Origin of the sequence: Erysipelothrix piscisicarius (assembly GCF_003931795.1) — a bacterium.
GTDB lineage: Bacteria > Bacillota_I > Bacilli_A > Erysipelotrichales > Erysipelotrichaceae > Erysipelothrix > Erysipelothrix piscisicarius.
This window is the reverse complement of the sequence record NZ_CP034234.1, coordinates 104155-130801: the sequence shown is the minus strand read 5'-3', so window position 1 is coordinate 130801 and position 26647 is coordinate 104155. Positions and strand designations below refer to the sequence as shown.

18 protein-coding genes, 2 pseudogenes and 1 other annotated feature are annotated in these 26647 nt (G+C 35.1%); of the genes and pseudogenes, 18 read left to right on the top strand and 2 right to left on the bottom strand.

The features are described 5' to 3' along the window. The first annotated feature begins 38 nt into the window (after positions 1-38). The 11 genes from EEI45_RS00595 (at position 39) to EEI45_RS10045 (ending at position 12035) form a co-directional block, all read left to right on the top strand. On the top strand, positions 39-1043 hold the full coding sequence (locus tag EEI45_RS00595; RefSeq protein ID WP_125163731.1) for a stealth family protein: 1005 nt from the start codon (positions 39-41) through the stop codon (positions 1041-1043). Positions 1044-1268: 225 nt separating this feature from the next. After that, positions 1269-3128 carry a polysaccharide biosynthesis protein gene (locus EEI45_RS00590; RefSeq protein ID WP_228410408.1) on the top strand — a complete coding sequence of 620 codons (1860 nt, stop codon included), beginning with the start codon at positions 1269-1271 and terminating at the stop codon, positions 3126-3128. Continuing rightward, positions 3118-4329 carry a DegT/DnrJ/EryC1/StrS family aminotransferase gene (locus EEI45_RS00585; protein ID WP_125163729.1) on the top strand — a complete coding sequence of 404 codons (1212 nt, stop codon included), beginning with the start codon at positions 3118-3120 and terminating at the stop codon, positions 4327-4329. The genes EEI45_RS00590 and EEI45_RS00585 overlap by 11 nt, the downstream gene beginning before the upstream one ends. Then, positions 4322-4996 (top strand): sugar transferase, encoded by a 675-nt coding sequence (locus EEI45_RS00580; RefSeq protein ID WP_125163728.1) that lies wholly within the window; start codon positions 4322-4324, stop codon positions 4994-4996. The genes EEI45_RS00585 and EEI45_RS00580 overlap by 8 nt, the downstream gene beginning before the upstream one ends. 55 nt (positions 4997-5051) lie before the next feature. Next, on the top strand, positions 5052-5933 hold the full coding sequence (locus EEI45_RS00575; RefSeq protein ID WP_228410407.1) for a LicD family protein: 882 nt from the start codon (positions 5052-5054) through the stop codon (positions 5931-5933). A gap of 17 nt (positions 5934-5950) precedes the next feature. Further along, positions 5951-7090, top strand: a complete 1140-nt coding sequence (locus EEI45_RS00570) for a CDP-glycerol glycerophosphotransferase family protein (protein ID WP_125163727.1) — start codon at positions 5951-5953, stop codon at positions 7088-7090. Positions 7091-7320: 230 nt separating this feature from the next. Further along, complete coding sequence (locus tag EEI45_RS00565) at positions 7321-8055, top strand: IspD/TarI family cytidylyltransferase (protein ID WP_125163726.1); 735 nt, start codon at positions 7321-7323, stop codon at positions 8053-8055. 393 nt (positions 8056-8448) lie between these two features. Continuing rightward, positions 8449-9492: an AEC family transporter gene (locus EEI45_RS00560; protein WP_125163725.1), complete on the top strand. Its 1044-nt coding sequence runs from the start codon at positions 8449-8451 to the stop codon at positions 9490-9492. 21 nt (positions 9493-9513) lie between these two features. Continuing rightward, the gene (locus EEI45_RS00555) at positions 9514-10506 is read left to right on the top strand and encodes a 2-hydroxyacid dehydrogenase (protein WP_125163724.1); all 993 of its coding nucleotides are present in this window, start codon (positions 9514-9516) and stop codon (positions 10504-10506) included. Positions 10507-10668: 162 nt separating this feature from the next. Further along, positions 10669-11721: an NAD-dependent epimerase/dehydratase family protein gene (locus EEI45_RS00550; protein ID WP_125163723.1), complete on the top strand. Its 1053-nt coding sequence runs from the start codon at positions 10669-10671 to the stop codon at positions 11719-11721. Further along, entirely contained in the window at positions 11718-12035 is a 318-nt protein-coding gene (locus tag EEI45_RS10045; RefSeq protein ID WP_125163722.1) for an acyltransferase family protein, read from the top strand. Before EEI45_RS00550 ends, EEI45_RS10045 begins: the two co-directional genes overlap by 4 nt. Before the next feature lie 594 nt (positions 12036-12629). On the opposite strand, the pseudogene EEI45_RS00540 reads toward EEI45_RS10045, so the two are convergent. After that, a pseudogene (locus EEI45_RS00540) lies at positions 12630-13937 on the bottom strand (IS3 family transposase). Between the two features lie 85 nt (positions 13938-14022). Here EEI45_RS00540 and EEI45_RS00535 point away from each other — a divergent pair. After that, positions 14023-14951 (top strand): annotated as a pseudogene (locus EEI45_RS00535) (IS30 family transposase). A gap of 42 nt (positions 14952-14993) precedes the next feature. Here EEI45_RS00535 and EEI45_RS00530 read toward each other — a convergent pair. Beyond that, complete coding sequence (locus EEI45_RS00530; protein WP_125163721.1) at positions 14994-16136, bottom strand: TraB/GumN family protein; 1143 nt, start codon at positions 16134-16136, stop codon at positions 14994-14996. A 159-nt stretch (positions 16137-16295) separates the two neighbouring features. Between EEI45_RS00530 and EEI45_RS00525 the strand changes: the two genes are divergently transcribed. The 6 genes from EEI45_RS00525 to rpoC all read left to right on the top strand — a co-directional run bounded on the left by EEI45_RS00525 (position 16296) and on the right by rpoC (position 26627). Next, on the top strand, positions 16296-16691 hold the full coding sequence (locus tag EEI45_RS00525; RefSeq protein ID WP_125163720.1) for a helix-turn-helix domain-containing protein: 396 nt from the start codon (positions 16296-16298) through the stop codon (positions 16689-16691). Between the two features lie 198 nt (positions 16692-16889). Continuing rightward, positions 16890-17003: a sequence feature (ribosomal protein L10 leader region), on the top strand. A 34-nt stretch (positions 17004-17037) separates the two neighbouring features. Continuing rightward, complete coding sequence (gene rplJ / locus EEI45_RS00520) at positions 17038-17613, top strand: 50S ribosomal protein L10 (RefSeq protein ID WP_125163719.1); 576 nt, start codon at positions 17038-17040, stop codon at positions 17611-17613. A 22-nt stretch (positions 17614-17635) separates the two neighbouring features. Then, positions 17636-18007 carry a 50S ribosomal protein L7/L12 gene (rplL, locus tag EEI45_RS00515; protein WP_125163718.1) on the top strand — a complete coding sequence of 124 codons (372 nt, stop codon included), beginning with the start codon at positions 17636-17638 and terminating at the stop codon, positions 18005-18007. Positions 18008-18031: 24 nt separating this feature from the next. After that, positions 18032-18616 (top strand): class I SAM-dependent methyltransferase, encoded by a 585-nt coding sequence (locus EEI45_RS00510; protein ID WP_125163717.1) that lies wholly within the window; start codon positions 18032-18034, stop codon positions 18614-18616. Positions 18617-18714: 98 nt separating this feature from the next. Further along, positions 18715-22833, top strand: coding sequence for a DNA-directed RNA polymerase subunit beta (gene rpoB / locus EEI45_RS00505; RefSeq protein WP_125163716.1), 4119 nt, complete (start codon positions 18715-18717; stop codon positions 22831-22833). A 17-nt stretch (positions 22834-22850) separates the two neighbouring features. Further along, positions 22851-26627, top strand: coding sequence for a DNA-directed RNA polymerase subunit beta' (gene rpoC, locus EEI45_RS00500; RefSeq protein ID WP_125163715.1), 3777 nt, complete (start codon positions 22851-22853; stop codon positions 26625-26627). The last annotated feature ends 20 nt before the right edge of the window (positions 26628-26647 follow it).

Below are 26647 nucleotides of genomic sequence, written 5' to 3'. Positions count from 1 at the left end.
ATTAAGAAAAAAGTTCAAAAGTAAGGAGGAATTCCTGGATGAATAACATAAAAATTGATTTTGTAGTTCCGTGGGTAGATGGTAGTGACGAAAATTGGCTTAGGGATCGTATGAAGTTAGAAGACAATAATATAGATCCAGTTGTGAACGATTATCGTGATTGGGGTATATTTAAGTACTGGTTTAGAGCTATTGAAGCATACACCCCTTGGGTTAATAAGATTTACTTCGTTACTTATGGACATATTCCGGATTTTTTAAACACAGAACATCCCAAGTTAAAAATTATTCGACATGAAGACTATATTCCAAAAGAATATTTACCAACGTTCTCATCACATGTAATTGAATTAAATTTGCATCGAATCGAGGGACTAAGTGAGCATTTCGTTTATTTTAATGATGATACCTTTATTAACAAGCCAATGAAACCGGAAGATTTTTTTAAAGAGGGTCTCCCTTGTGATACTGCAGTAATTAATCCTATTGTTCCTGCGCGGTATGATACAATCTCGAATATTATGATTAATGATATTGGTGTCATTAATCAAAACTTTAGTAAAAGACAAGTGATTAAAAAGAATCCATGGAAGTGGTATAATTACCGAAATGGTGTGTTGAATGCTTTAAATCTCATCTTTACACCTTGGTCACGGTTCCCAGGACTTTACCAACAACATCTCCCCACTTCGTTTTTAAAATCAACTTTTGAAACAATTTGGGAAAAAGAATATGATGTATTACATCAAACATGTCTACACCAAATTCGAGATTATAAATATGATGTAAACCAATGGGTCATTAAAGAATGGCAGATGTGTGAGGGGAATTTCATGCCAAGAAGCCATAAAATTGGTGATCGTTTCCTCATTGACAGCCTTGAAGAAGCTGAAAAAGGCGCTCAAGCAATCAAAGATACGAAGTACAAGATGGTCTGTCTTAATGACCATTACAATGGCGATGATCTTGATACTATCATTGAGACACTTACTGCTGCATTCGACTCAAAACTTTCATTGATAAGTGAATTCGAAAAAAAATAATAGAGTTAATAAACATGGAAATGAGCTTCGAATACAATCGGAGCTCATTTTATTTTTGATTGAATGAGTAAACAGGCTTAGAAAAAGCATTTATTTGTGATTGTTGTGAAGATTGTGTACGGGAATGTCACATTGATTAACCGATATTTATTGATATTATGTGATATAATATTTTCGTTGTATATACACTTAAAAGCACTATTAGGGGAAGGTTTGGGGAAATTAATGAAAAAGAATAAAGTTGTCATGGTGGTTTTTGATATTTTGGTTTTAATTTTTTCAATTGTTTGTGGATTATCGATACTTAATAATTCACATTATGCAATGGATTTATTATATCAACGAGTTGGGATCTTTGAAGTTGGGTTAATCCTTGTTGTGTATCTCATCTTCTACAAAATGTTTTCATTGGATAAGATGGTTTGGAGAAAAATATCGGTCCATGAAACGATTCGAATCGGACTCGCAAATATTATGGCATTTTTATCCTGTTGGGTGATAATAATTATTCGAAACAATGAGCTGATTGGTGCTCGAGCAATGATTATCATTACTGGGCTTAATACACTCTTACAGCTTTCAGTTCGTTTTGTTGTTCGTTACTATTATGACAAGAAAGAACGGGTAGCGGTAAAAGGAAAAAAACTCCACTCAATCTTGATTTATGGCGCTGGTAGCGCGGGTCAAATGATTTTAAATGAAATTAGCCGAAATAATGAATATGGATATAAAGTAATTGGTTTTATTGATGATAATCCAAGTTTAAAAAATAGTATCATCTATTCTGTCCCTGTTCTTGGAAATCATGATGATATTGAAAAAGTTGTGAAGAAATATGACATCGAGTGTGTTTTTGTTGCGATGCCATCACAACCCTTAAATACTCAAAAGGAAATAATAAATAAACTAATAAAGATTGGTGTGGACGTAAAGACAGTAGAATCAGCACAAAAGTTGATTCAAAACAAAAATCTAAAAAACAGTCTTCGTAAAATAGAAATTAGTGACTTGCTCAATAGACCTGAGATAGTAATTGATGATATGGGTATTTTTAAGCAATTAGATGGGCAAAGAATTTTAGTAACCGGAGCAGGGGGATCAATCGGGTCAGAACTTGTTAGACAGCTAATTAAATACTCTCCCGAGTCATTAATCCTACTTGATATTAATGAAAATGGTTTGTATGAAATTCAACAAGAACTGAATATGCTCATGCGTTCTGGAGATATTCCTAAGATAGAAGTGAAAGCAGTAATAACATCAATACGTGATTTGGATGCACTTGAATGTCTTTTTGAACAAGAAAAGCCAACTGTTGTTTTTCATGCAGCTGCTCACAAGCATGTACCACTTATGGAGTATGTTCCAAAGGAAGCGATTAAAAACAATATATTTGGAACAAAGAATCTAATTGATTTATCAGATAAAAATAACGTAAAGTTATTCGTCAACATTTCCACTGACAAAGCAGTTAACCCAACAAATATTATGGGAGCGACAAAACGCTTTAACGAAATGATGCTTCAGAGTAAAGACGCGAATTCTAAAACTAAATATGTTGCGGTGCGTTTTGGAAATGTCTTGGGATCAAATGGCTCGGTTGTACCTCTATTTAGAAAACAGATTGAACAAGGGGGACCAGTTACCGTAACACATCCGGATATTATTCGCTACTTTATGACAATTCCAGAAGCAGTCAGTCTTATACTTCAAGCAGCTGCTTATGCAAACGGTGGAGAAATATTTGTTTTAGATATGGGTAAACCAGTAAAAATATTAAATCTCGCAGAACAAGTCATCAAGTTGAGTGGATTCCAACCCTATACAGAAATCGAGATTAAATTTACTGGATTACGTCCGGGAGAAAAGTTATATGAAGAATTACTTATGTCGGAAGAAGGTCTTAAAAAAACTGAGAATAATTTAATCTATGTAGCAAATCCGATTATAACTGACTCACAAACAATAAATGAATCGTTGGAAACATTAGAGTCGCTACTTTTAATGGAGGATAGCGAAATATCCTTAAATTTACATAAGGTCGTACCGACATACACTCATAAGGAGAAGAATAATGAAAACTAGAAACATTCCATTTTCACCACCTGATATTTCCGAAAAAGAAATAGAACTTGTGGTTGAAGCGATGAGATCGGGTTGGATTACTACAGGCCCTAAAACTAAACTATTTGAATCACAATTAGCTGAATATTGTAATACTGATAAAGTTGTGACAATGAATTCTGCGACAGCGGCAATGGAAATGACGTTACGTCTTTTAGGTGTAGGGCCGGGAGATGAAGTAATTACGAGTGCCTATACTTATACTGCATCCGCAAGTGTGATTCATCATGTAGGTGCTAAAATCGTTCTTGTTGATATTCAAGAAGGAAAACCAGAAATGAATTACAAGTTATTGGAAGAAGCAATCACAGAGAAAACGAAAGTGATTATTCCGGTGGATATTGCTGGAATAATGTGTGATTATGATAAAATATTTGAAATTGTTGAAAGAAAGAAAGAACTCTTTACACCAAACAATAATCTTCAATCATCATTTGGAAGAATAATTGTTATGGCTGACGCAGCTCATTCATTTGGCGCTAAATATAAAGGGAAAATGTCAGGAGAAGTTGCGGACTTTACAGCTTTCTCTTTTCATGCTGTGAAAAATTTAACCACGGCAGAAGGCGGCGCTGTAACATGGAGAAATCAAAGTTTTATTGTTAATGAAGAACTATATAAAGAATATATGCTTCTCATTTTACACGGGCAATCGAAAGATGCTCTTGCGAAGAATGTACCGGGTTCTTGGGAATGCGATATTATCGCACCGAATTACAAATGTAATATGACTGATATTCAAGCAGCAATCGGAATTTCTCAGCTTGAACGTTACGATGATATTCTTGAGGTTAGAAATCATCTTGTAAATTCATACAACGAACAAATCGATCGAAAATTTAAGAATATCTTACATCTTGATCATTTGAACGAGTATCAAGATTCTAGTTCTCATCTTTACTTTATTCGTATAGATGGTATAAACGAAAAGGAAAGAAATAGCATAATTATTAAATTGGCGGAACGAGGAATTTCAACAAATGTACACTATAAACCACTTCCTCTATTAACTGCTTATAAAAATTTAGGTTTTGAAATAGATGACTATCCAGCTGCATACAATTTCTATCAGAATGAAATCACATTACCATTAAACAGTTTGATGGTTCTTGAAGACGTAGAATATGTTGTTGAAAATTTAATTGAGGTTCTAAATGACTAATTACCAAAGTGTTATCGATAGTAAAATAAATTTAGTTACTGGTTCAGAGCGTAAAATATCATTATTTAAACGATTTACAAAAAGAATTTTTGATTTACTTTTTAGTTTGTTGGGAATCATAGTATTATCACCAATATTTATTATTGCTGCAATATGGATAAAATTATCTACAAAAGATCGAATTATTTATAAACAACAGCGGATGGGGAAAAACTTGAAATTATTCAACATTTATAAGTTTCAAACAATGGTACCGGATGCGGATAAGATTGGTCCACTGGTTACTGTAGGAAATGATCCAAGGGTAACGAAGCCAGGCCGCGTTCTAAGAAAGTACAAAATTGATGAACTGCCACAATTATTTAATGTGTTATTTGGAACAATGTCATTTGTAGGTCCGCGACCAGAGGTGCCTAAATATCTTCCGTATTATAGCGATGAGCACCTAAAACTATTCACGATTAAACCTGGTATTACGGATATTAGTTCAATAGAACTAAGAGATGAAGAGTTATTTTTAGAAGAAAATTCAGATCGTATCGATTACTACGAAACGGTATTGTTACCACAAAAATTAAACAATTCATTAACCTACTTAGAAAAATACTCGGTTTTATATGACGTAAAGTTAATATTGAAAACCATAAAAAAAGTTGTTTTCAGTTAATTTAGATTTAATTAAGTTTGTGATTGTAAGTTGAAACGAAAAGAGGTTGAAGTTTGTGGAAATTTTTGATTTACTCGATGTTAAAGAAACAGAATTAAAGGCACTACAAGAAAAGAATTTAGAAATTTTGGAATATTTTGATGCGTTTTGTACTGAGCATAATTTGCAGTATTCTCTACTAGGTGGAACACTGATTGGTGCGATTCGTCATCATGGCTTTATCCCGTGGGATGATGATGTAGATCTTATGATGCCACGTGATGATTATGAAAAATTATCAAAAATATGGAATCAAGAGTCTATTAATTCGCAGTATGTACTGGTAAGATCAGATTTAAAATCTAATTATCATGATGCTGGAATTGGAATAAAAGATACGCAAACAACATTCATAAATAAACATAGTATAAATGATGATGTTATTCATTCTATTGGTATTGAAATAATGCCGATAGATGGAGCACCAAAAAGTAAAGTAAAAAGATTGCTTCAACTTTATAATGCTTTTATATTTGCCTTGTTTAATACTCAGAGACTTCCAGATAACAAAGGAAAGGCTATTCTAATAGTGACGGGTTTTATCTATGCAGTAGTTCCTTGGAAAAAGACTCGATACAATATTTGGAAACGTGCTGAAAGACGAATGACTAAGCATCGGTGGGAAGACTCGGATGAGGTTACTGAATTAATTGGTAGTATCCGAGGAATGACAACATTACATCCTAAGGATGATTTTGAGTCTGTAGTTAGAGTTCCGTTTGAACACCTTAGCTTACCTGTGATTAAGGGTTATGATCGATACTTGACTTTAATCTTTGGTGATTACATGGCGTTGCCACCAGTACAAGAAAGAATTGCGAAACATAATATTGCATATATTAATACTGAAGAACCATATCACAAGTTTAAAAATAAATATTACTGTATTAAAGATTAAAGAGAGGAGATGATTGTTTGAAATATTATTTAATTGTTCTCATTCGTAATGCTTTAAAGATTTTTTTTGTTTTTCCTATTCAAAAAAACAGGATTATTTTCAATGCCTATAATGGTAAGCAATATGGATGTAATCAGAAGTATATTTATGAATATTTAGAGGATTATTCTAATAAATTAGATTTAATATGGGCATTTGAGAGTACTGAAAAGTTTCATTTTGATGCCCCTATTAAAAAAGTTAGATATAAGAGTTTGAAGTACATTTATTACGTTTTAACTGCAAATATTGTAGTTGAAAACTCCGAGAGTTGGTCAATAATACCGAAAAGAAAGGGTCAGACTGTAATAAACACTTGGCATGGTGGCGGTTCTTATAAAAAGGTTGGGACATCTCGAAAAGATGGAAGTTCTTTCAATGCCAAAAATGTTCGAGATAAAAATCGTAGAGTTGATTTATATTTATCAAGTAGTAAAGCATTCTCAAGTCAAACACTACATGAATCCTTTGATTATCTCGGGGAGATAATGGAAAAGGGAATGCCAAGAAATGATATCTTAGTTAACGGAAATGAATCGCTAGCTCAACAGGTCAAAAACAACCTCAATATCGCAAATAAAAAGGTTGTATTAATAGCACCTACATTTAGAAATGTAACTGATTTTGCACTCGAGAGGTTTAACTTTGACCTGCTTTTAGATACACTTGAAGCAAAAATGAAAGGGTCATGGGTTATCCTATATAGAAGTCACTATTATGAGACATCTAAGGTCAATGATCCTCGAATCATTGACGTCTCTAATTATCCAGATATGCAAGAATTACTCTTGGCAAGTGATGTTCTTATTACTGACTTTTCATCATGTATGTGGGATTTTTCGCTTTCTTATAAACCAGTTTTTCTCCTCTCAACAGATATTGCAGAATATCAAGAAAAAGAGAGAGAATTTTATACGGATCCGTCTTCCTGGCCATATTCATTAGCACTCACATTTGATAAGTTAATTCAAAATATATCGGATTTTAACGATGAGGATTATCAGCAGAAATTGGTTTCACACCATAAAGATTTACAGTCCTTTGAATCTGGAGAAGCCACAAAGTCAATTGGTGAGTATATATTAAGAAAAACAATAAGAGAGGGTATTCATAAATAATTGAGTTTTAGGATTTAAAGATTTCGTAAGGAAACTCAAGGATGATTCTCTTACAATTATGTCAGTTTATTTATATGTTATTTTTGAATAAACTTCTGAATATTTTAATTTACATTTAGATATCTAACTTTACTGCTTTATATCGATTGATAATAATCGATTATCTATCTGAAAAAAGAGGCGTTAATTTAGAGGGTTAATTAATTATACAAATAATATAGGAGGAAATAATGCAGAATATAGCACTTATATTTGCTGGTGGAACCGGTAGTAGAATGGGAAATACTGAAAAACCTAAGCAGTTTTTAAATATTGATGATAAGCCAATAATTGTTCATACATTAGAAAAATTCAACAATTGCTCTGCGATTGATGGGATTGTAGTTACTATCCTTGCAGAATACATAGATTACATGAAAGAACTTGTAGCTGAATATTCTCTAGACAAGGTTCAGTGGATTGTAGAGGGAGGAGAGACTGGCCAGCTCTCAATATTTAACGGACTCGATGCTGTATATAAGGACGATAGAACTTGCGAAAATACTGTCGTGCTAATCCATGATGGTGTTCGCCCTATAATATCAGAAAATCTTATACTAGAAAATATAGTTACCACAAGAACTCATGGAGCTGCAGTAACCGTTGCTCCAGCTACCGAAACAGTATTTAAGAGTGAAGATAAAGCCAAAATCATGGAAGTCTTAAAGAGAGAAGATTTATTTTATGCAAGAGCACCTCAGACATTTTTTATGAAAGATATCTATAATACACATCTCAAAGAAATGGATCTGGGCATTACAAATAATATCGATTCATGCAGCATGATGTATAAATATAATCATGCGATGTCATTTGTTTTAGGGAATAGTTCAAATATCAAAATCACGAACTATGAAGATTATTTTATTTTTGAAGCACTATACAATTTGAATAAGAAAAGAGAAGAAGGACAGGTCTTATCTTAAAAATAACAAAACATCTCTGAGAAATTGGGGATGTTTTGTTATTTGATATGAAATACTCGCCATAACTAAAATTTATGTCGATTTTTGATGAATAGTAGATTAAGGCGATTAAAAATAGATCTTTCATATTTCATTTTGAGTTTATCCATCTGATCATATTTGATTAATATTGTCTTATATTTATTAGAACCACGATTAATTTGTTAAAAAACAGCATATAATTCACATAGTTAGGTAAATATGGTTTAAATATGTGATAATTGACGCAAAAAGTCTATAATACTTTTCGTTATCACACCATAAGGCAACGTTATGGGAGTATTATGTTTATACCAAGAAGCGCTAAGGAAGCAAATGTGCTTTTTGAAATATCAATTAACGGAGGAGAAATTAATGGATATTATAAAACAAGTCCTGTCTGATCAGGCATTTCTAGGTGCGATATTCTCAACAATATCAATTATCCTTTTAGGTTACTACCTAAAGAAAACAAATAAAGTTACAGATGATGCATCAAAAGCATTAACTGCAGTATTGCTTAATGTTGCGTTACCAGCATTAGCATTTAAAGCATTTATGACAGATATTAAACCTGAAACCTTTACTGTTGGTTTAAACTCATTCATCTTTGGTTTTGTTGCATATGTACTTTTAATTCTTATCACATTAGCTTATACAGCTAAATATAAAGGTGATAAACTTGATGCAATGCGTGGACTTACAATTTTCGGATCGACAACATTCTTCGGTATTCCTATTATTTCAGCTTTCTTAGGAAATGAAGGCGCACTTTACGCAAACTTATTTAACGTAGCATACCGTGTATTCTTATACTCATATGGCTACATCTTATTCTCAGGTCTAAAATTCGAGAAGAAAAACTTAAAACAAATTGTTCTTAATCCAATCATTATTGCAACATTCTTAGGATTCTTAATTTGGATGTTCCAAGCAAGCTTACCACAAGTTACAGTAGGCGCTGGTGAAACTGCGAAGACCGTTGCATTCTTACGTTTAGATGCTACACTTCCATGGTTTATGAATGCTGTTGGTTACTTATCATCATTATCATCACCACTTGCATGGTTAGCAATCGGTATGACTTTAGCAAAAATCTCACTTAAAGATGCAACTAAAGACGCTAACGTATGGATTTACTCAATTGGTAAATTGGTAATTGTTCCTGCAATTATGCTTGTGATTATGATCATCTTCAAGCAAATTGGTTTCTTACCATTAGACTATGTTGCAATCACTGGTGTTATTATCATGTTGGCAACTCCACCTGCAACCGTTGCAGTAAGTTATGCAATTAACTTTGATAAAGAAGCATTATTCTCGTCAAACGCATCACTTGTTGCTACAGTATTATCGATTGTTGCAATCATTTTATGGTTAGTAATTCTTACAGCATTACATGGCGTAGGAATTATCTAAGAATCAAAAAGGAGATTTAAAATGAAACTATTATGCTACGGTGTTCGACCAGTAGAAAAACAATTCTTTGTGGAATTAAATGAAAAATTTAATTTTGACTTAGTCTTAACAGAAAAAATGCTAAATGACGAAACAGTTCATATGGCAGAAGGTTGTGAAGCAGTAATGCTTCGCGGTAATTGCCCAGGAAATCGCCAAAATTTAGAAATTTATAAAAATTATGGCGTTAAGTATGTGTTAACACGTACAGTAGGATATAACCATATTGATTTAGAAGCCGCTAAAGAATTTGGCTTGAAAGTTGCATATGTACCATTTTATTCACCAAATGCGATTGCTGAATTAGCATTAACACTTTCATTAACACTTGCACGTCATACTCAGTACACAGCAAACAACACTCATAATGGAAACTTTAAAATTGATGACTTTATGTTTAGTAAAGAAATTCGTAAATCAACGGTTGGGATTATTGGTTTAGGTAAAATCGGATTTACCGCAGCTACAATCTTCAAAGGCGTTGGTGCGAATGTTATCGGGTACGATGTTGTTGAAAAAGACTACCTTGGCGATACATGTACTCAAGTAGATCTTGAAACACTATTAAAAGAGTCTGACATCATCTCAATGCATATGCCTTACTTTAAAGGTTCAAATGATGAATTCTTGAATGCAGAGAAAATTGCTCAAATGAAAGATGGCGTTATTGTTATGAATACTTCACGTGGAGAACTTCAAAACATTAATGATATTCTTGATGCAGTTGAATCTGGTAAAATCCAAGGATTTGCAGCGGATGTTCTTGCGAATGAAACAAAATACTTCAATAAAGATTTATCTGGAGAAGCATTTGATGAATTACAAACACGTTTGAATAATCTTTATCCACGTGTACTTGTAACACCACATGTTGGTTCATACACAGATGAAGCCGTAAGTAACATGGTTGAATATTCATATGAAAACCTTCAAGAATTTATCGAAAAAGGCGAATCAAAAAATCAACTAGTATAGTTTAGAAACATGAAATTTAATCAACTGTTTATATTTTGGACAGTTGATTTTTTTTTGAATAAATATTCAAAATACTCTTGATTAGGTTGAATGGGTAGTTGCTCTTAGATATAATAGTAATGTTGAGTAGTTCTTTTTTTATACTTAGATAGGGGATGAATTATGAATCGAGTAGAGTATGAGGATTTAGTTGAAATTATTGAATCTGAGGAAGTGAAATGGGAAAAATTTGACGCAAATACTTTTTTAATAACTGGTGGAACAGGTTTGATTGGAAGCATTATGGCTAAATTGTTTCTGCTCAGAAATAGGATTTATAATTCGAACATTAAAATTGTACTTCTTGTTCGTGATAGAGACAGATCAAGAGAACAATTATCAACTTATCCAGGCTACGAATCGGTACGTTATATCGAAAAATCCATTGAAAATATTAATATTTCTGAATTGGGAATTGACTATATTGTTCATACGGCGGCACCAACTAAATCTAGTTTTTTTGTCAATAATCCTGTCGAAACTATTGAGTCGATAGTGCTTGGGACAATGAATGTATTAAATTTGGCTAGAGTAAATAATGTAAAGAGCATGGTGAATGTGTCATCTATGGAAAGTTATGGAACAATCGAATGTGATAATGTGGAAGAGGATAATCTTGGATTAATTCCATTAACCTCATTAAGAAGCTCATACCCAGAATCGAAACGCCTAACTGAACTTTTAGCTTATTCTTATAGCCAAGAGTATAATGTAAATGTAACCTCTTTACGGTTAGCTCAAACTTTTGGTGCGGGAATAACAAAAAATGAAAACAGAGTCTTCAAATATTTTTGTGATTGTATCATCAAAAATGATGATATCGTGTTAAAAAGCACAGGAGAAACGGTTGTTAATTTTTGCTACTTGACCGATGCGTTAAAAGCAATTCTAGTATTGCTAGCGGATGGCGATTCTGGAGAAATATATAATGCTTCAGGAGATTCTGATTCAATGCGTATAAAAGACGTTGCACAATGGTTAATTGATGAATATGGTAGTAATCAAAAAGTTGTTTTCGATCTTGACGAGAGCACAATGTATGCGCCAATTAATAAAATGCAACTTAACAGTGACAAGATAAAAAAAATAGGTTGGAGTCCTAAGATAGAAATTCGAGAAGCATATTCTAGACTTCTAGAATCGTTAACAATAGATGAGAGGGAAACAAATCAATGAGTAATCAAAAAAACTCATTAACATGGGGTATGTTTAGTGAGTATAGAGATCAGTTATACGGATTTACTATAATTTGGATAATTGTTTTTCACATTTGGGAGTCATTTCCAAAGCAGATTAGCTATAATTGGACGATAATTAATATCATTAAGAGAGGTAATATGGGTGTTGATTTATTTTTGATTTTGTCAGGGGTTTCCTTATATTATTCTATGAAAAAAAATCCTAATCAATCGTTACAAGCGTTCTACAAACGACGATTTAGTCGCCTCTGTAAGATTTATATTTTTGTAGCGATCCCTTTTTTTTCTTGATGTTAGCGACTGGAAACTACACTCTAGATTTATTTTTAAAGCAAATTCTATTTATGAATAGAAATGTAAGTTCATTTTGGTTTTTGCTAATAATATCTATCTGTTATTTAATTTATCCTCTGATTTATAAACAAATTAATTCTGGAAGGCAAAATATAATTTATTTTTCAATTATTCTCTACACGATTGGACTCGCATTTTTTCTCTATTTGAATTCAGATGCATACAGATATTATGAAATTCTACTCTCAAGAATTCCAGTGTTTCTATTTGGAACAACATTGGGTCCACTTGTTTACAAAAACGAAAAAATGCCTTCATTTATCTTGATTATATCTCTAGTAATATTAGTCTCTCTAGGTCCTGTGAATTTAATTATTACGAAAATACCATTTTTTAAAGTTTTTTCAATCTTGATTTCGAGGTATATGCTAGGTTGTCAGTCATTTGCTGTTATAGTCATTTCTGTTCTAATTATACAATATTTGACGGATCCTAAATTCAAATCTCAACCGCACCACCCAAGGTGCGGTTGTTTTTGTATAATAAAAGGAGCCCACCCGACTATGAACTGAACCCCAAATTTTGGACAAGCTAATTATCTTTTAAATTTAAGGATTGATTCCTGTATTGAACAGGGGTCAGTCCTTTTAGTTTGCTCTTAATTCTCTTGTTATTATAAGAGTCGATATATTCATCAATTGCATCAACTAATTCTTCTACCTTTTTATACTTATGTTCTTGGTCATAATACATTTCTGATTTTAGTAGCCCAAAAAAGCCCTCCATGAGTCCGTTATCAATACTATTTCCTTTCTTGACATACTTCTAATCATCGAATGTGCTTCTAATTCTTTCACATAAAATTGATGTTGGTATTGCCATCCTCTATCCGAATGAATAATTGTTCCTTGCGTATCGTTACAAGAAAATGCCTTGTGAAGCACGTCTCTAGTTTGATCCAAATTAGACTTGTAGATATGTTGTAAGATACAATGTATCTACCATATGCATCAAGTATTGGTGAAAGATAGATTTTCTTCCTTGCACATTAAACTCAGTGATATCCGTAAACCATTTTGATTGGGTTTATCAGCTTCAAAATCTCTTTGAACTCGATTCTCAACAATGGTTCCCACTGTCCCTTTATATGAAGAATACTTACGTTTCTTTCTTATGATTGAATGTAATCCCATTTTATTCATAAGTCTCAAGACTTTCTTGTGATTTACACGAATTCCTCGATTATTTAGTTCTAAAGTAATTCTACGATAACCATATCGTCCTTGTGATCATAATAGATTTCTATAATCTCTTGCATGAGTTCGTCGTTTTGGTATCAAAATCAATTTTGAAACGTAGAAGTAGTAAGTAGATCGAGCGAGTCCGGATATTTTAAAAGAATCTCTAAGGGATATTTTGTCGTAGTAAGGAAACTACTTTGGTTTCTTCTTTCGCGCTCCACCCTTGTTTCACTACGGCATTCAATTTTTAAATATTCATTCTCCGCTTCCAAATACTTGTTTTTCTTCAATGCCTTTAGTTCATCATTAACTGTTAACAGTTTAGTTGGTTTTGTCATAGATGGTTTACCTCGTTTCCGTTCTATGACATTATAGCCGTTTTCTTTATAATTTTTAATCCAATTGTAAATCAATCCATCAGAACTTAATCCAAGTTCGATGGCGATAGCTATTGTACTTTCTCCATCCATTAATATCCGATTTATTACTTCTGACTTAAATTCATGAGAATAAAAGTGATTTTTGTTTCGTCTTAGAACATTGGGTCCATGTTGATCGATAAGTCTTACCAAATATTTAATACTTGATTTATTAATACCATACTCATTTACTAATGAACATACTGATTGTCCTAACTTTCGTTTTCATATATTTCAATTTTTGTTTTCGTGTTAGCTTAGTTATAAAACCGCACCTCCTCATCTTTGTCCAAGATTCGTGCGGTTCACTAAAGGAGCTCCCATATGAAGTATAAACAATTAGATAAAAATGAAAGACCAAATTGATATTCTATTAAGCATCGGCTACTCTATGCGCAAGGCAGCACGTAAACTCAATATATCTCATTCTACGATTTCTAGATATAAAATAATGTCTATAAGAAACGAACGATTGATATTCGAGAAAATATTCCCACTTAATCGAATATCTGCATTCTCACTATGATCCTAAAGTTCATTGTAGAAGTATGCTTGAGTAACTATAAACGATATCATCCATATAAACCGTGTGTTTCATCGCAGCAAGTCTATAACTGGATTAATCAAGGTAAACTTGATATAAACCAAATAGAATGTGCTATAAACGTCGAAAACGTAAAAGAGAATTAGTGGAATGATGAATCACTTGAGATGGAACTTGAAGAGAAAACGGTACTTCCATTAGCCTTAGACCTAAATACATTGAGGAACGTAACGAGATTGGCCATCTCGAAATCGACTCTATAATCGGTAAGAAACATGAATCTGCAGCGATTATATCCATTGTAGACCGCTGCTCAAGAATGACCTGGCTTATTAAAGCAGAATATCGATATGACTATTACACATCAAACTTAATTCGAAAATTTATTGAAGAGAATAATATAACCACGAAATCGATAACAGTAGATAATGGACTTGAATTTAAAACATTAGGAATTACAGCCAAGCGGTTGGGTGTGAAACTATATAAGTGTGATCCATACTGTTCTTTTCAACGTGGAACCAATGAACGAGCGAATGCAATCGTTAGAAGGTTTATACCAAAAGGAAAATCAATGTATGATATAGCGCAACAATATCTTGATGATATTTGCTTCAAAATTAACTCAATGCCGCGAAAAATATTTGACTTCAAAACGGCCTATGAGATAGACTTTAATAAAAGTGAAAGTGGTGCGGTTGAGATTTGATAAAAGATAAAAAGAGTTCAGCACTAAAGTACTGAACTCTTTTTATTTGAATAGTGAACCAATAATATTTCCACCGGCAATAAATGTGCCGATTGAACTAAAGAGTGATGTAATTACAAAAATTAGTAAAATACGTAAAACTTTGTTCTTAAACCACATTTTCGGTTGGGTTGCATGCGTGGATAAGGCATCAAAATCTTCGAATGTTGGTGGACGTTGATATGCTTCCATAAGACCTGCAAACATACCGACGCCTAAAACGGGGGAGAGTGTCCCAATCCATGCGGTAAGGGCTGTTGTGAGAATTGTAAGCGGGTGTGCTAGGCAAATGATTGCACCAAGGGTTGCAAGGCCACCGCTTAATGCAAACCACACCAAAAGATCGTTAAGAGCCATGTGTGGATTTTTAAGCGTGAGCGCAACCAGTAATAAAATAATTATTCCCGGTACGATCCAACCTGATAAATTCAATTTTTTCTTTGCGGGGATTTGATTTAGTTCATAAAGCGAATGGTCTTGATCCAGTACCTCAATGATACCTTCAGTATGAGCAGCCCCTACAACAATCACAATTTCTTTTTCAGGTAATGCTTTAATTTTTTCGGCCATAAAAGCATTTCGCTCATGGAGAAGACTTTTAGAAATTGCTGGAAGTTTTTCATCCATTTCACGAACAGACTCAAACAATAAATCACTCTCTTTTAAATTCTCAACATCAACTTCTGAAACCGAATCATCTTCGAAGACACTTAAAATGAGCGTGGAAAGCAAGGATATTTTTTTAAAGCAAGTGAGATTTCCCCAAATGCGTTTAAAGGTTACTTGGACATCACGATCAATATAATGAATCGAAGCGTTAAACGTTTTAGCGCTTTCAATTGCTTGCTTCATTTCTTGACCTACAGATGTATTAAGGTCATCTGCGAGTTTTTTCTGATAGGAAGAAAGGACCAAGGTGGCAATAAAAGCACCAACTCGTTTGGTTTTAATAATCTGCTTAATATCAACTTCTTTATATTTATCAGATTCCATAAGGTTACGAGCCCGGTTATCATCCAATTCGATACAAACAGCCTGTGGCTGAACGGAAGCAATTGATTCTTGTACATCAAGGACGGATTGCTTGGATACATGAGCGGTGGATACAAAATGCAATGTTTTATCTTTAAATTCTACTGTTTTCATAAGATACCTCGTACCATCATCATATCAAATTCTAAATGTCATCCATAGTACTTGATTTGAATTGACCGCGAAAAATTAAGATTACTTAAGAATATAGTCAATGAATGATATATTTTTTTCAAAACTTGTCGATTATAATCAATTTGAGGGGTGAGCACGATGTTAGACTCTAATCTAAAGAAAATACGTTTAAAACGAAAATTAACGCAGCGTGAGCTGGCGAAACGTGTAAATTATTCTCAACAAGCAGTCGCAAAGTGGGAAGTGGGGGTTTCGAATCCAGATACTTCAAATCTTGTAAAGATTTGCGAGGAACTGAATATTTCTGTGGAGTGTCTTCTCTGTCAAAAACCGAAACACATGCAAGATTTTGATGAATGGAGCTTACATTTAGCGTTTTATCATGTGCTAAATTTATGTGGGACGCATCATGAAGTCGGTTTAAATATTCGAGAGTTGGATGAAGAAAACAAAATAAAACTTATCAATGAACTGGTTCTTTTTTTACGAAAGAAAGCCCTTTTAATGAAGTCAGAATTGAAGTCAGAGTTATAGTTAAAATGTGATAAGCGGATACGTCATGTGTCCGCTTGTTTTACATCAAAAAGATGGGGCGCTTTGTACATGCATGCCTTTAAATAATTATTCAATCATGAATCTAAACAGTCATGAAGGATAGCAGGGGCTATTTGTTGGAAATATTTAACATTGGAATAATAAAAATCTTGACTTTCTGAATAAAGTTGGTAGAATATCTATGTTATCAATTAACCAAAGACAGTAACGGGGCAACCTTAATAATGTTACCGAGGTGAAAGTATAAAACTTTTGAACCTGTCTTTTGGATGGGTTTATTTTTTTGGTTTAATTTGATTTCCGAGATCGAATGGAGGTGAATCATTTGCGTACAGAAATTTTAGAAAATAAAAAAGCTGTTGTTGCAGAGATTCAAGAAAAAGTAAAGAATGCCGGATCAACAGTTGTTGTTGAGTACCGTGGACTAACCGTAGATCAAATGACTGAACTACGTCGTCAACTTCGTGCAGAAAACGTTGAATTTAAAGTTTATAAAAATTCAATGTTCCAACGTGCTGTCGAAGGCACAGACTTTGAAGGTTTAAAATCCGAATTAACAGGACCTAACGGTGTTGCGTTTGGAGAAGATGCTGTTGCACCTGCTCGAGTATTAGCTAACTTCGCTAAGAAGAACAAAAAGTTAATCCTTAAAGCTGGTATCGTTGACGGTAACTTAGTAGACCAAGAAGAAATCAAAGAACTCTCAGCATTACCAAACCACGATGGCATGATTGCTATGTTGGCTGGAATGTTCCAATCCCCAATTCGAAGCTTTGCTTACGCTGTATCACAAGTTGCTGAACAACGTGCAGAGGGCGGAGAAGTTGTTGAAGAAGCAGCAGCAGTTGCTGAAGAAGCACCTGTTGTAGAAGAAGTAAAAGAAGAAGCTACAGAAGCTTAATTAAATAGGAGGAAATATTAAGATGGCAAAATTAACATCAGAAGAACTAATCGCTTCCCTAAAGGAAATGACAATCTTAGAATTAAATGAATTAGTAAAAGCAATCGAAGAAGAATTCGGAGTTTCAGCAGCAGCACCAGTTGCAGTTGCAGCAGCATCAGATGCTGGTGAAGAAGAAGGACCAAGCGAAGTTTCAGTAATCTTGAAAGAAATCTCAGGTTCAAAAGTTGGAGTTATCAAAGCATTACGCGACATCACAGGTTTAGGTATGATGGAAGCTAAAGCATTAGTTGACGGCGCACCAACAGCAATTAAAGAAAACATCAAACCAGCAGAAGCAGAAGAAATCAAAGCTAAACTTGTTGAAGCTGGCGCAGTTGTAGAAGTTAAATAATTAACACGTTAAGAAGGATCTTCTGTGAGTCATTACTTTACAGACAATTCTAATTTGAATAAAAACCGGAGAGATATCCCTTTCCGGTTTTTAGACATTAGTTTTTCAGTTATCTCGGATGATGGGGTTTTCTCGAAAGATGGCCTGGATCGTGGTACCGAAGCACTGCTTAAAGTCTGTGTCAATCATCCCTTAAAAGGAAAGGTTGCAGACCTAGGATGCGGTATTGGGGTTGTGGGTGTGATTCTTTCGCATTTCTTTAGTGATATTGAAATGACGGGCGTCGATATTAATCCGCGTTCGGTTGAACTCGCCAATATAAACTATGAAAAATATAATGTGAATGGAATTAATAAAATTCAAGATGGGTTGGATGGCGTGTATGACTTTGTAATTAGCAATCCGCCGATTCGTGTTGGAAAAGAAAAAATGTATTCTTTATTTGATAATGCTTACGATGTTTTGACCAAGGATGGGATGTTTATCTTTGTAATTCGTAAGTCACATGGAGCGAAGTCTGCGCAAGCAAAATGTGAAGCATTATTTGGTAATTGCACGTTATTAAAAAAAGAAAAGGGATATTACATCTATTGTGCCTCAAAGCGTTGACTGTAACCCACATTAGTGATAATATATATAATTGCATAATAGTGGATTTATGCGCGTTTTTTTGGTTGTTATAAAAAGTACAGGAAAGGATGGCATAAATGGAGAAAAACCAAGTATATAGTGTAAAGAAATTTGGTAATAAGGCTACCCGTCGTGATTATTCTCAAGTTAGTGGAACCTTAGAATTGCCTAATTTGGTAGAAATTCAAACGGATGCGTATGAATGGTTTAAAAACGAGGGACTCTTTGAAGTTTTTAACGAAATCTATCCTATTCAAAGCTATAATGAAAATGTAAAACTAAAGTTCATTGATTATTCATTTGGTGAACCTAAATATAACGTAGACGAATGTCGATCACGCGAAGCAAACTATGCTGCGCCACTTCGAGCAACAATGCGTCTAGAAGTAATTAACAAACAAACTGGTGAAGTGATTGAAAAAGAAGAAGAGGTGTTCCTCGGGGATCTTCCTTTAATGACTGAAACAGGTACCTTTATTATTAATGGAGCGGAACGAGTTATTGTTTCGCAAATTGTGCGTTCTCCTGGAGCGTATTTTAAGTCTGAAAATGATGATAAAACGGGTCGTGACACGTTCATGTCCGAATTAATTCCAAGTCGTGGTACTTGGTTAGAATTTATGAGTGATGATCGTAAAGCGGCTAATGGTCGTGTTATCAACATGAAAGTTGACCGTAAGCGTACGATTGTATCCACAATTTTGTTCAAGTCTTTTGGTTTAAGTCTTGATTTACAAGAAGGTGAAGATGCATTTGATACACATTCATTTAAAACGTTCTTAAATGCTATGAATTTACCTGTTTATGATGAATGGGAAGAAATTGATAGTGAGAAACGTGAATTCTTAACTTTATATGCGTTACTCTATACAGCATTCTTTGGAAACTATCCTGAGATTGTGAACTCATTAGTATTAGATAAGACTGTTACGTTTGAAGATTCATTACGTGTAATGTATGAAAACCAACGTGCTGATGAAATCCCTACAACTGACGGTGCTATCAACTTGATGAACGCGAAGTTCTTAGATCCACGCCGTTATGACCTTAATAAAGCAGGTCGTTATAAAATTCATAAAAAACTTGAAGTTTACAATCGTGTAAATGGAACCGTTCTTACAAGGGATATCAAAGATATTAACGGTAATGTTGTTTTTGAAAAAGGAACACATATTACACGTCGTGATGATGTCTTAAAATTACGTGATGTATTACGCGAAGGCGGACACATGAATGTATTCCCACTTAAGAATATCTTCTCGGCACCCGATGTAAGTGATATCAAGGTTGATGGAACCGTGCATTTAGTTGGACGTATCTTATCGAAAGATGTTGATGGTGATGATTTTGAATTTGAACGCGGAACGGTTCTTACTGCACAAGATCTTGAGACCTTAAAAGGCGAAACGATTCAAATTTACACAGGGATCATGGGTAAAGAAGTTGTGGTAACAAAAGATAACGTATGGGCAGTGTTAAACTACTCACAACGTTTATATACTGTTGGACGTATTCTTGATGCTTCTGGAGCAGATATGATGTCTGCAAAAGGAAATCTAATCGCTGATCGTTTCACACCAAATTACAACGTACCTAAAATTAATAAAACAAATGAAAAACTTATTGTTGATTCATTAGAAGATGGCCCCGTAACAATGTGGTTAGTCGGAGCAGCAATACAAGAATTGTTTGTTGCGCATGAAGATGATCATGAAGAAATTGTGAAGATTGTTGGTATTGATCCATTACTTGAAAAAACAACAATCGTAGCATCAGATATTTATGCTACATATTCATATTTCTTAAACTTCATTGATGGTGTTGGTAATGAAGACGATATTGACCAATTAGGTAACCGTCGTATTCGTACAGTTGGAGAATTAATCCAAAATCAATTCCGAATCGGTTTAAGCCGTATGGAACGTGTTGTTAAGGAACGTATGTCAATCTCTTCAGATTCATCGAACCTAACACCCAAAAATCTTACAAACGTTCGTCCATTGACCGCAATGGTTAAAGAGTTCTTCTCTTCATCCCAATTGTCACAATTTATGGACCAATTAAACCCACTTGCTGAACTTACAAACAAACGTCGTATTTCAGCTTTAGGACCGGGTGGACTTACACGTGACCGTGCTGGTTTCGAAGTTCGAGATGTTCATACATCACACTACGGTCGTATTTGTCCAATCGAAACACCTGAAGGACCAAATATCGGGTTGATTTCGAACTTAACGTCATATGGAAAAATTGACAAGTATGGTTTTATTCAAACACCATACCGAATCGTTACTCCAGATGGAACCGTTACTGAAGATATTATTTATCTATCTGCAGACGATGAGTTTGAATATGTTATTGCGCAAGCGAACGAAGTGCAAGATCACAAACTTGTGAACGAAGAAGTTGTTGTTCGTTACCGTGGTGAAAATATTCTTGCCCACCGTGACACTGTAGAACTTATTGACGTGAGTCCTAAACAAATTGTTTCTGTTGCGACTGCGGCGATTCCATTCTTGGAAAATGATGATGCTTCTCGTGCTCTCATGGGTGCCAACATGCAACGTCAAGCTGTTCCGCTTTTAAAACCGAACTCACCATTTGTTGGTACTGGTATTGAACACCGTATTGCAAAGGATTCAGGGAGTGCGGTAATCTGTCATGAAGACGGAATCGTTTCTTATGTTGATGCAAACCGCGTTATTGTAAACGGAGTATCAGGAAAAGAACGTACATATTTATTACAAAAATTCAGACGATCAAACCAAGGAACATGTATTAACCAAAAACCTTTAGTGGCTCTTGGTGAAAAAGTTTCAAATGGTGACATCCTTGCGGATGGTCCATCCATGCAAAATGGTGAGCTTGCTCTTGGTCAAAACGTTACAGTCGCATTTATGACTTGGAACGGATATAACTATGAAGATGCGATCATCATGAGTGAACGTCTTGTAAAAGAAGATGTCTATACATCAATTCATATTGAAGAATATACACTTGAAGTTCGTGAGACAAAACTTGGACCTGAAGAAATTACCCGTGATATACCAAACGTAAGTGAAGTTGCATGCCGTCATCTTGATGCACGCGGAATCGTTATGATTGGGGCTGAAGTTAAAGAAGGCGATATCCTAGTGGGTAAAGTAACACCTAAAGGACAAAGCGAAATTTCTCCAGAAGAAAAATTATTACTTGCAATCTTTGGTGAAAAATCCCGTGAAGTACGAGATAACTCACTTAAAGTTCCACACGGTGGATCAGGTATTGTTCAAGATATCAAGATTTTTAGCCGCGCGGAAGGACATGACTTGCCACCTGGAGTAAGTGAATCTGTTAAGGTTTACATCGTTCAAAAACGTAAAATCCATGAAGGTGACAAGATGGCTGGACGTCACGGTAATAAAGGGGTTATCTCTAAGATTCTTCCTGTAGAAGATATGCCATACATGGAAGATGGTACACCTGTTGATATTATGCTTAACCCTCTTGGGGTTCCAAGTCGTATGAACATTGGACAAATCTTAGAATTACATCTGGGTATTGCAGCGAAGAACTTAAATATTAAGTTTGCTACAAGTGTTTTCGATGGTATTGAAACAGATGAACTGTTTAATATCATGAAAGAAGGTAACGTTTCACCTGATGGTAAGATGGTACTTTATGATGGACAAACTGGTGAGCGTTATGATGAACGTATTTCAGTAGGTGTTATGTACATGCTTAAGTTATCACATATGATTGATGATAAACTTCATGCTCGTGCAACAGGACCTTACTCACTTGTTACCCAACAACCACTTGGTGGTAAAGCACAAAATGGTGGACAAAGATTTGGAGAGATGGAAGTTTGGGCACTCTATGCTTATGGAGCTGCAAACACACTTCAAGAAATCCTTACCATTAAGTCCGATGACGTAAATGGACGTACAAAGACTTATGCCGCTATTCAAAATGGTGAAGATATTCCAGAACCTGGAATTCCAGAATCATTCCGAGTACTTAAACATGAACTCCAAGCACTTGCACTTGATGTGAAATTCTTGGACCAAAACAAAGAAGAAATCAAAGAAAGTCTTGTAGATGGTGATGAAGAAGTTGCTTCAGCACCATCACAAGATGTTCCGCAACCAGAAATTGTTGTGGAAATCGAAGAAACTAATGAGGTTGAATCACTAAACCTTGATGAGCAAGCGTAGAAGGAGGCGGTAATCTCATGAGTATTAATAATTTTGACTCGATACAACTCGCTTTAGCGTCCCCTGAGCGCATTCTAGAATGGTCTCATGGAGAAGTTAAAAAACCAGAAACAATTAACTATCGTTCACAAAAACCGGAACGTGATGGATTGTTCTGTGAAAAGATTTTTGGTCCTACAAAGGATTGGGAATGTTACTGTGGTAAGTACAAGAAAGTACGTTACCGTGGTGTTATTTGTGATCGTTGTGGCGTGGAAGTAACGAAATCTGCTGTGCGTCGTGAACGTATGGGACACATTACGTTAGCTGCACCTGTTGCACATATTTGGTATTTACGTGGTATTCCATCACGCATGAGTTTATTACTAAACATTACCCCTAAAATTTTGGAAGAAGTTGTGTACTTCGTAAAATGGGTTATTGTGGATCCTAAGAAATCAGGATTACAATACAAACAAATTATTGATGACCGCGAATATCGTGAATACATCAATCAATACGGACCGAATGGTTTCGTAGCTCAAGCAGGTGGAGAAGGTATTAAAACCTTGCTTGAAAATATGGATTTAGAAAAAGAACGTAATGAAATTCTTGAGTTATTAGAAAATGCTAAAGGCGACAAGCGTAAGAAGTTAATTCGCCGTCTTGAAACGGTTGAAGCATTTATTAATTCTGATAACATGCCAGAATGTATGGTACTGACTGAACTTCCAGTTATTCCACCAGATTTACGTCCGATGTTACAACTTGATGGTGGCCGTTTTGCTGCTTCAGATGCAAACGACTTATACCGTCGTGTAATCACACGTAATAACCGTCTGAAACGTTTACTTGAAATGGGTACACCACAAGTTATCGTTCAAAACGAAAAACGTATGCTTCAAGAAGCTGTTGACGCATTGATTGACAATGGTCGTCGTTCAAAACCTGTTACAGGTGCTGGTGGACGTCCTCTAAAATCACTTTCACACAGTCTTAAAGGGAAACAAGGTCGTTTCCGTGCCAACTTACTTGGTAAACGTGTAGACTTCTCAGGTCGTTCAGTTATCGCTGTTGGACCAGATCTTAAGATGTATGAATGTGGTATTCCTAAAGAAATGGCAATTCAACTCTTTAAACCATTTGTTGTAAATGAGATGAAGGTTCGTGGAATTAGTAATAATGCTAAAGCTGCTGAAAAACTTATTGAACGTCAAGATCCACGTGTTTGGGATATTGTTGAAGAAGTAATTCAAGATCACCCTGTGCTCTTAAACCGTGCCCCTACACTTCACCGTCTTGGTATTCAAGCCTTTAAACCGAAAATGATTGAAGGTCGTGCAATTCGTCTTCACCCTCTTGTAACGCCTGCGTTTAACGCGGACTTTGATGGTGACCAAATGGCGGTTCACGTTCCATTATCCGAAATGGCTCAAGCAGAAGCAGAATTGCTCATGCTTGGTTCACGTAATATTCTTGGTCCTAAAGATGGAAAACCGATTGTTACACCATCTCAAGATATGGTTCTTGGAAACTTCTATCTAAACATGGAAGAATCTCCAGAAGAATTTGAAGAAAAAGCATTACAATGTGAAGCTCGTGGCGATATGGAAGAAGGTGCTAAATGGCGTCGCTTTGGTGAAAACCAAGGTAAAGCATTCCGTGACATCAATGAGGCACAACTTGCATATGAACATGAGTTGATTCACTTACATACACGTATTTGTGTTCGTGCATCATCACTTAAGAAATCAACGTTAAGTGCAAAACAAAACGAAATGTACCTTGTTACAACGCTTGGTAAACTTATCTTTAACGATATGTTCCCAAGTGACTTCCCATACTTAAACGAGGTTTCACCGTATAATTTTAAAGCGACACCGGATAAATTCTTTGTTGCGATGGGACAAGATGTTCGTGAAATTATTAGTGCAATGCCACTTAATAATGACTTCAAGAAAAAAGATCTCGAGAAAATTATCAAAGAAATCTTTGATCGTTACTCAATCGATAAAACAGCTGAAATCTTAGATAACATTAAAGACTTAGGTTTCCGCTATTCAACTGTTGCGGGTATGACTGTTGCGTTAAGTGACATCAATGTTGCCCCTAACAAAGAAAAATATGTTGATGAGGGTAAAGAACAAGCTGCGAAATTAATGAAACAATACAAACGGGGTCGTTTAACAGCTCAAGAGTGGGAAGGTAAACTGATGACTCTATGGGATGGTATTAAAGGACGCGTTGGTGCGGAATTAATGGACGAACTTGCTCGTAAAAACCCTATCAATATGATGGCGACATCGGGTGCTCGTGGTAACGTTTCTAACTTTACTCAGTTATCCGGTATGCGTGGTTTAATGGGTAAACCTACTCAATCAAAATCAAAAGCAGGCTATCAATCATCAATTATTGAAGTTCCAATCTATTCGTCATTCCGTGAAGGTCTAAACGTTAGTGAATTCTTCGTTTCTACTCACGGTGTGCGTAAGGGACTAACCGATACTGCTCTTAAAACAGCGGAATCAGGATATCTTACACGTCGTCTTGTTGACGTTGCGCAAGATGTCACAATCGTTGAAGATGACTGTTATAGCGACAACGGTTTCCTTGTAGAGGAAATTGTAGATCGTAAATCTAATACAATTGTTGAGTCACTCCATGACCGTCTTGTTGGACGTTATATTAAAGAAACAATTGTTGATCCAAAAACTAAAGAAGTTATTATCGAAGAAGACGAATATATCGATGAGTTTGCTGCAAAACGTATTGTGAATGCAGGAATCAAACAAGTTCGCATTCGTTCTGTATTCTCATGTGAATCAAAACATGGTATCTGTAAAAAATGTTACGGACGTAACATGGCAACAGGTGAAATTGTTGAGGTTGGAGAAGCAGTCGGTATCGTTGCCGCTCAATCAATCGGGGAACCGGGTACACAGCTAACCATGCGTACGTTCCATACCGGTGGGGTTGCGGTTGCTGGTGGGGAAGATATCACTCAAGGTCTTCCACGTGTTGAAGAACTCTTTGAAGCGCGTTCACCAAAACTGGGTGCTGCGATTTCTGAAATTTCCGGACGTATTACGGATATCCGTAATGCCGAAGATGGTTTCGGTTATATCATCACCGTTGCAAACGATAAAACATCTGTTGAGCACCATACATTACCACATCAACCTGCTCGTGGTTGGTTAAAAGTTGGTTCTGAGGTTTCAGCCGGTGAAAAACTAACAGAAGGTTCTGTAGATCCTAAGAAACTTATGGAATATGCAGGACGTCTCGATGTTCAAAAATACATTTTAAAAGAAGTTAAAAAAGTTTACCAAAGTGGTGGTATCGAAATTTCTGATAAGCATATTGAAGTTATGATTAACCAAATGATGCGTAAAGTTATTGTAATTGATGGACAAGATACAGGAATTTCTCCTGGTGTTCAAATGCATGTTGATAACATGACTCAAATCAATGAAGATATCCTTATGGAAGGTAAGAACCCTGCACGTTATCGTCCAGTGTTACTCGGTATTTCCAAAGCTTCTGTTGAAACGGAATCATTCTTATCAGCTGCTTCATTCCAAGAAACTACAAAAGTTCTTACGGATGCAGCTATCAAGTCTAAGATTGATCCACTCATGGGTCTGAAAGAAAATGTTATCATTGGTAAGAAAATTCCAGCGGGAACAGGTTCTGAATTATACCGTGAATCAACTGAAATGGTTAAAGAAATGGCTGAACTCAAGCGCCAAGAACGTATTGAACGAAATACAATTGAGGAAGAGGATTCCGTTATTAGCGAAATTATTCGTGGATAATTGAGTTTTATAAATCAATG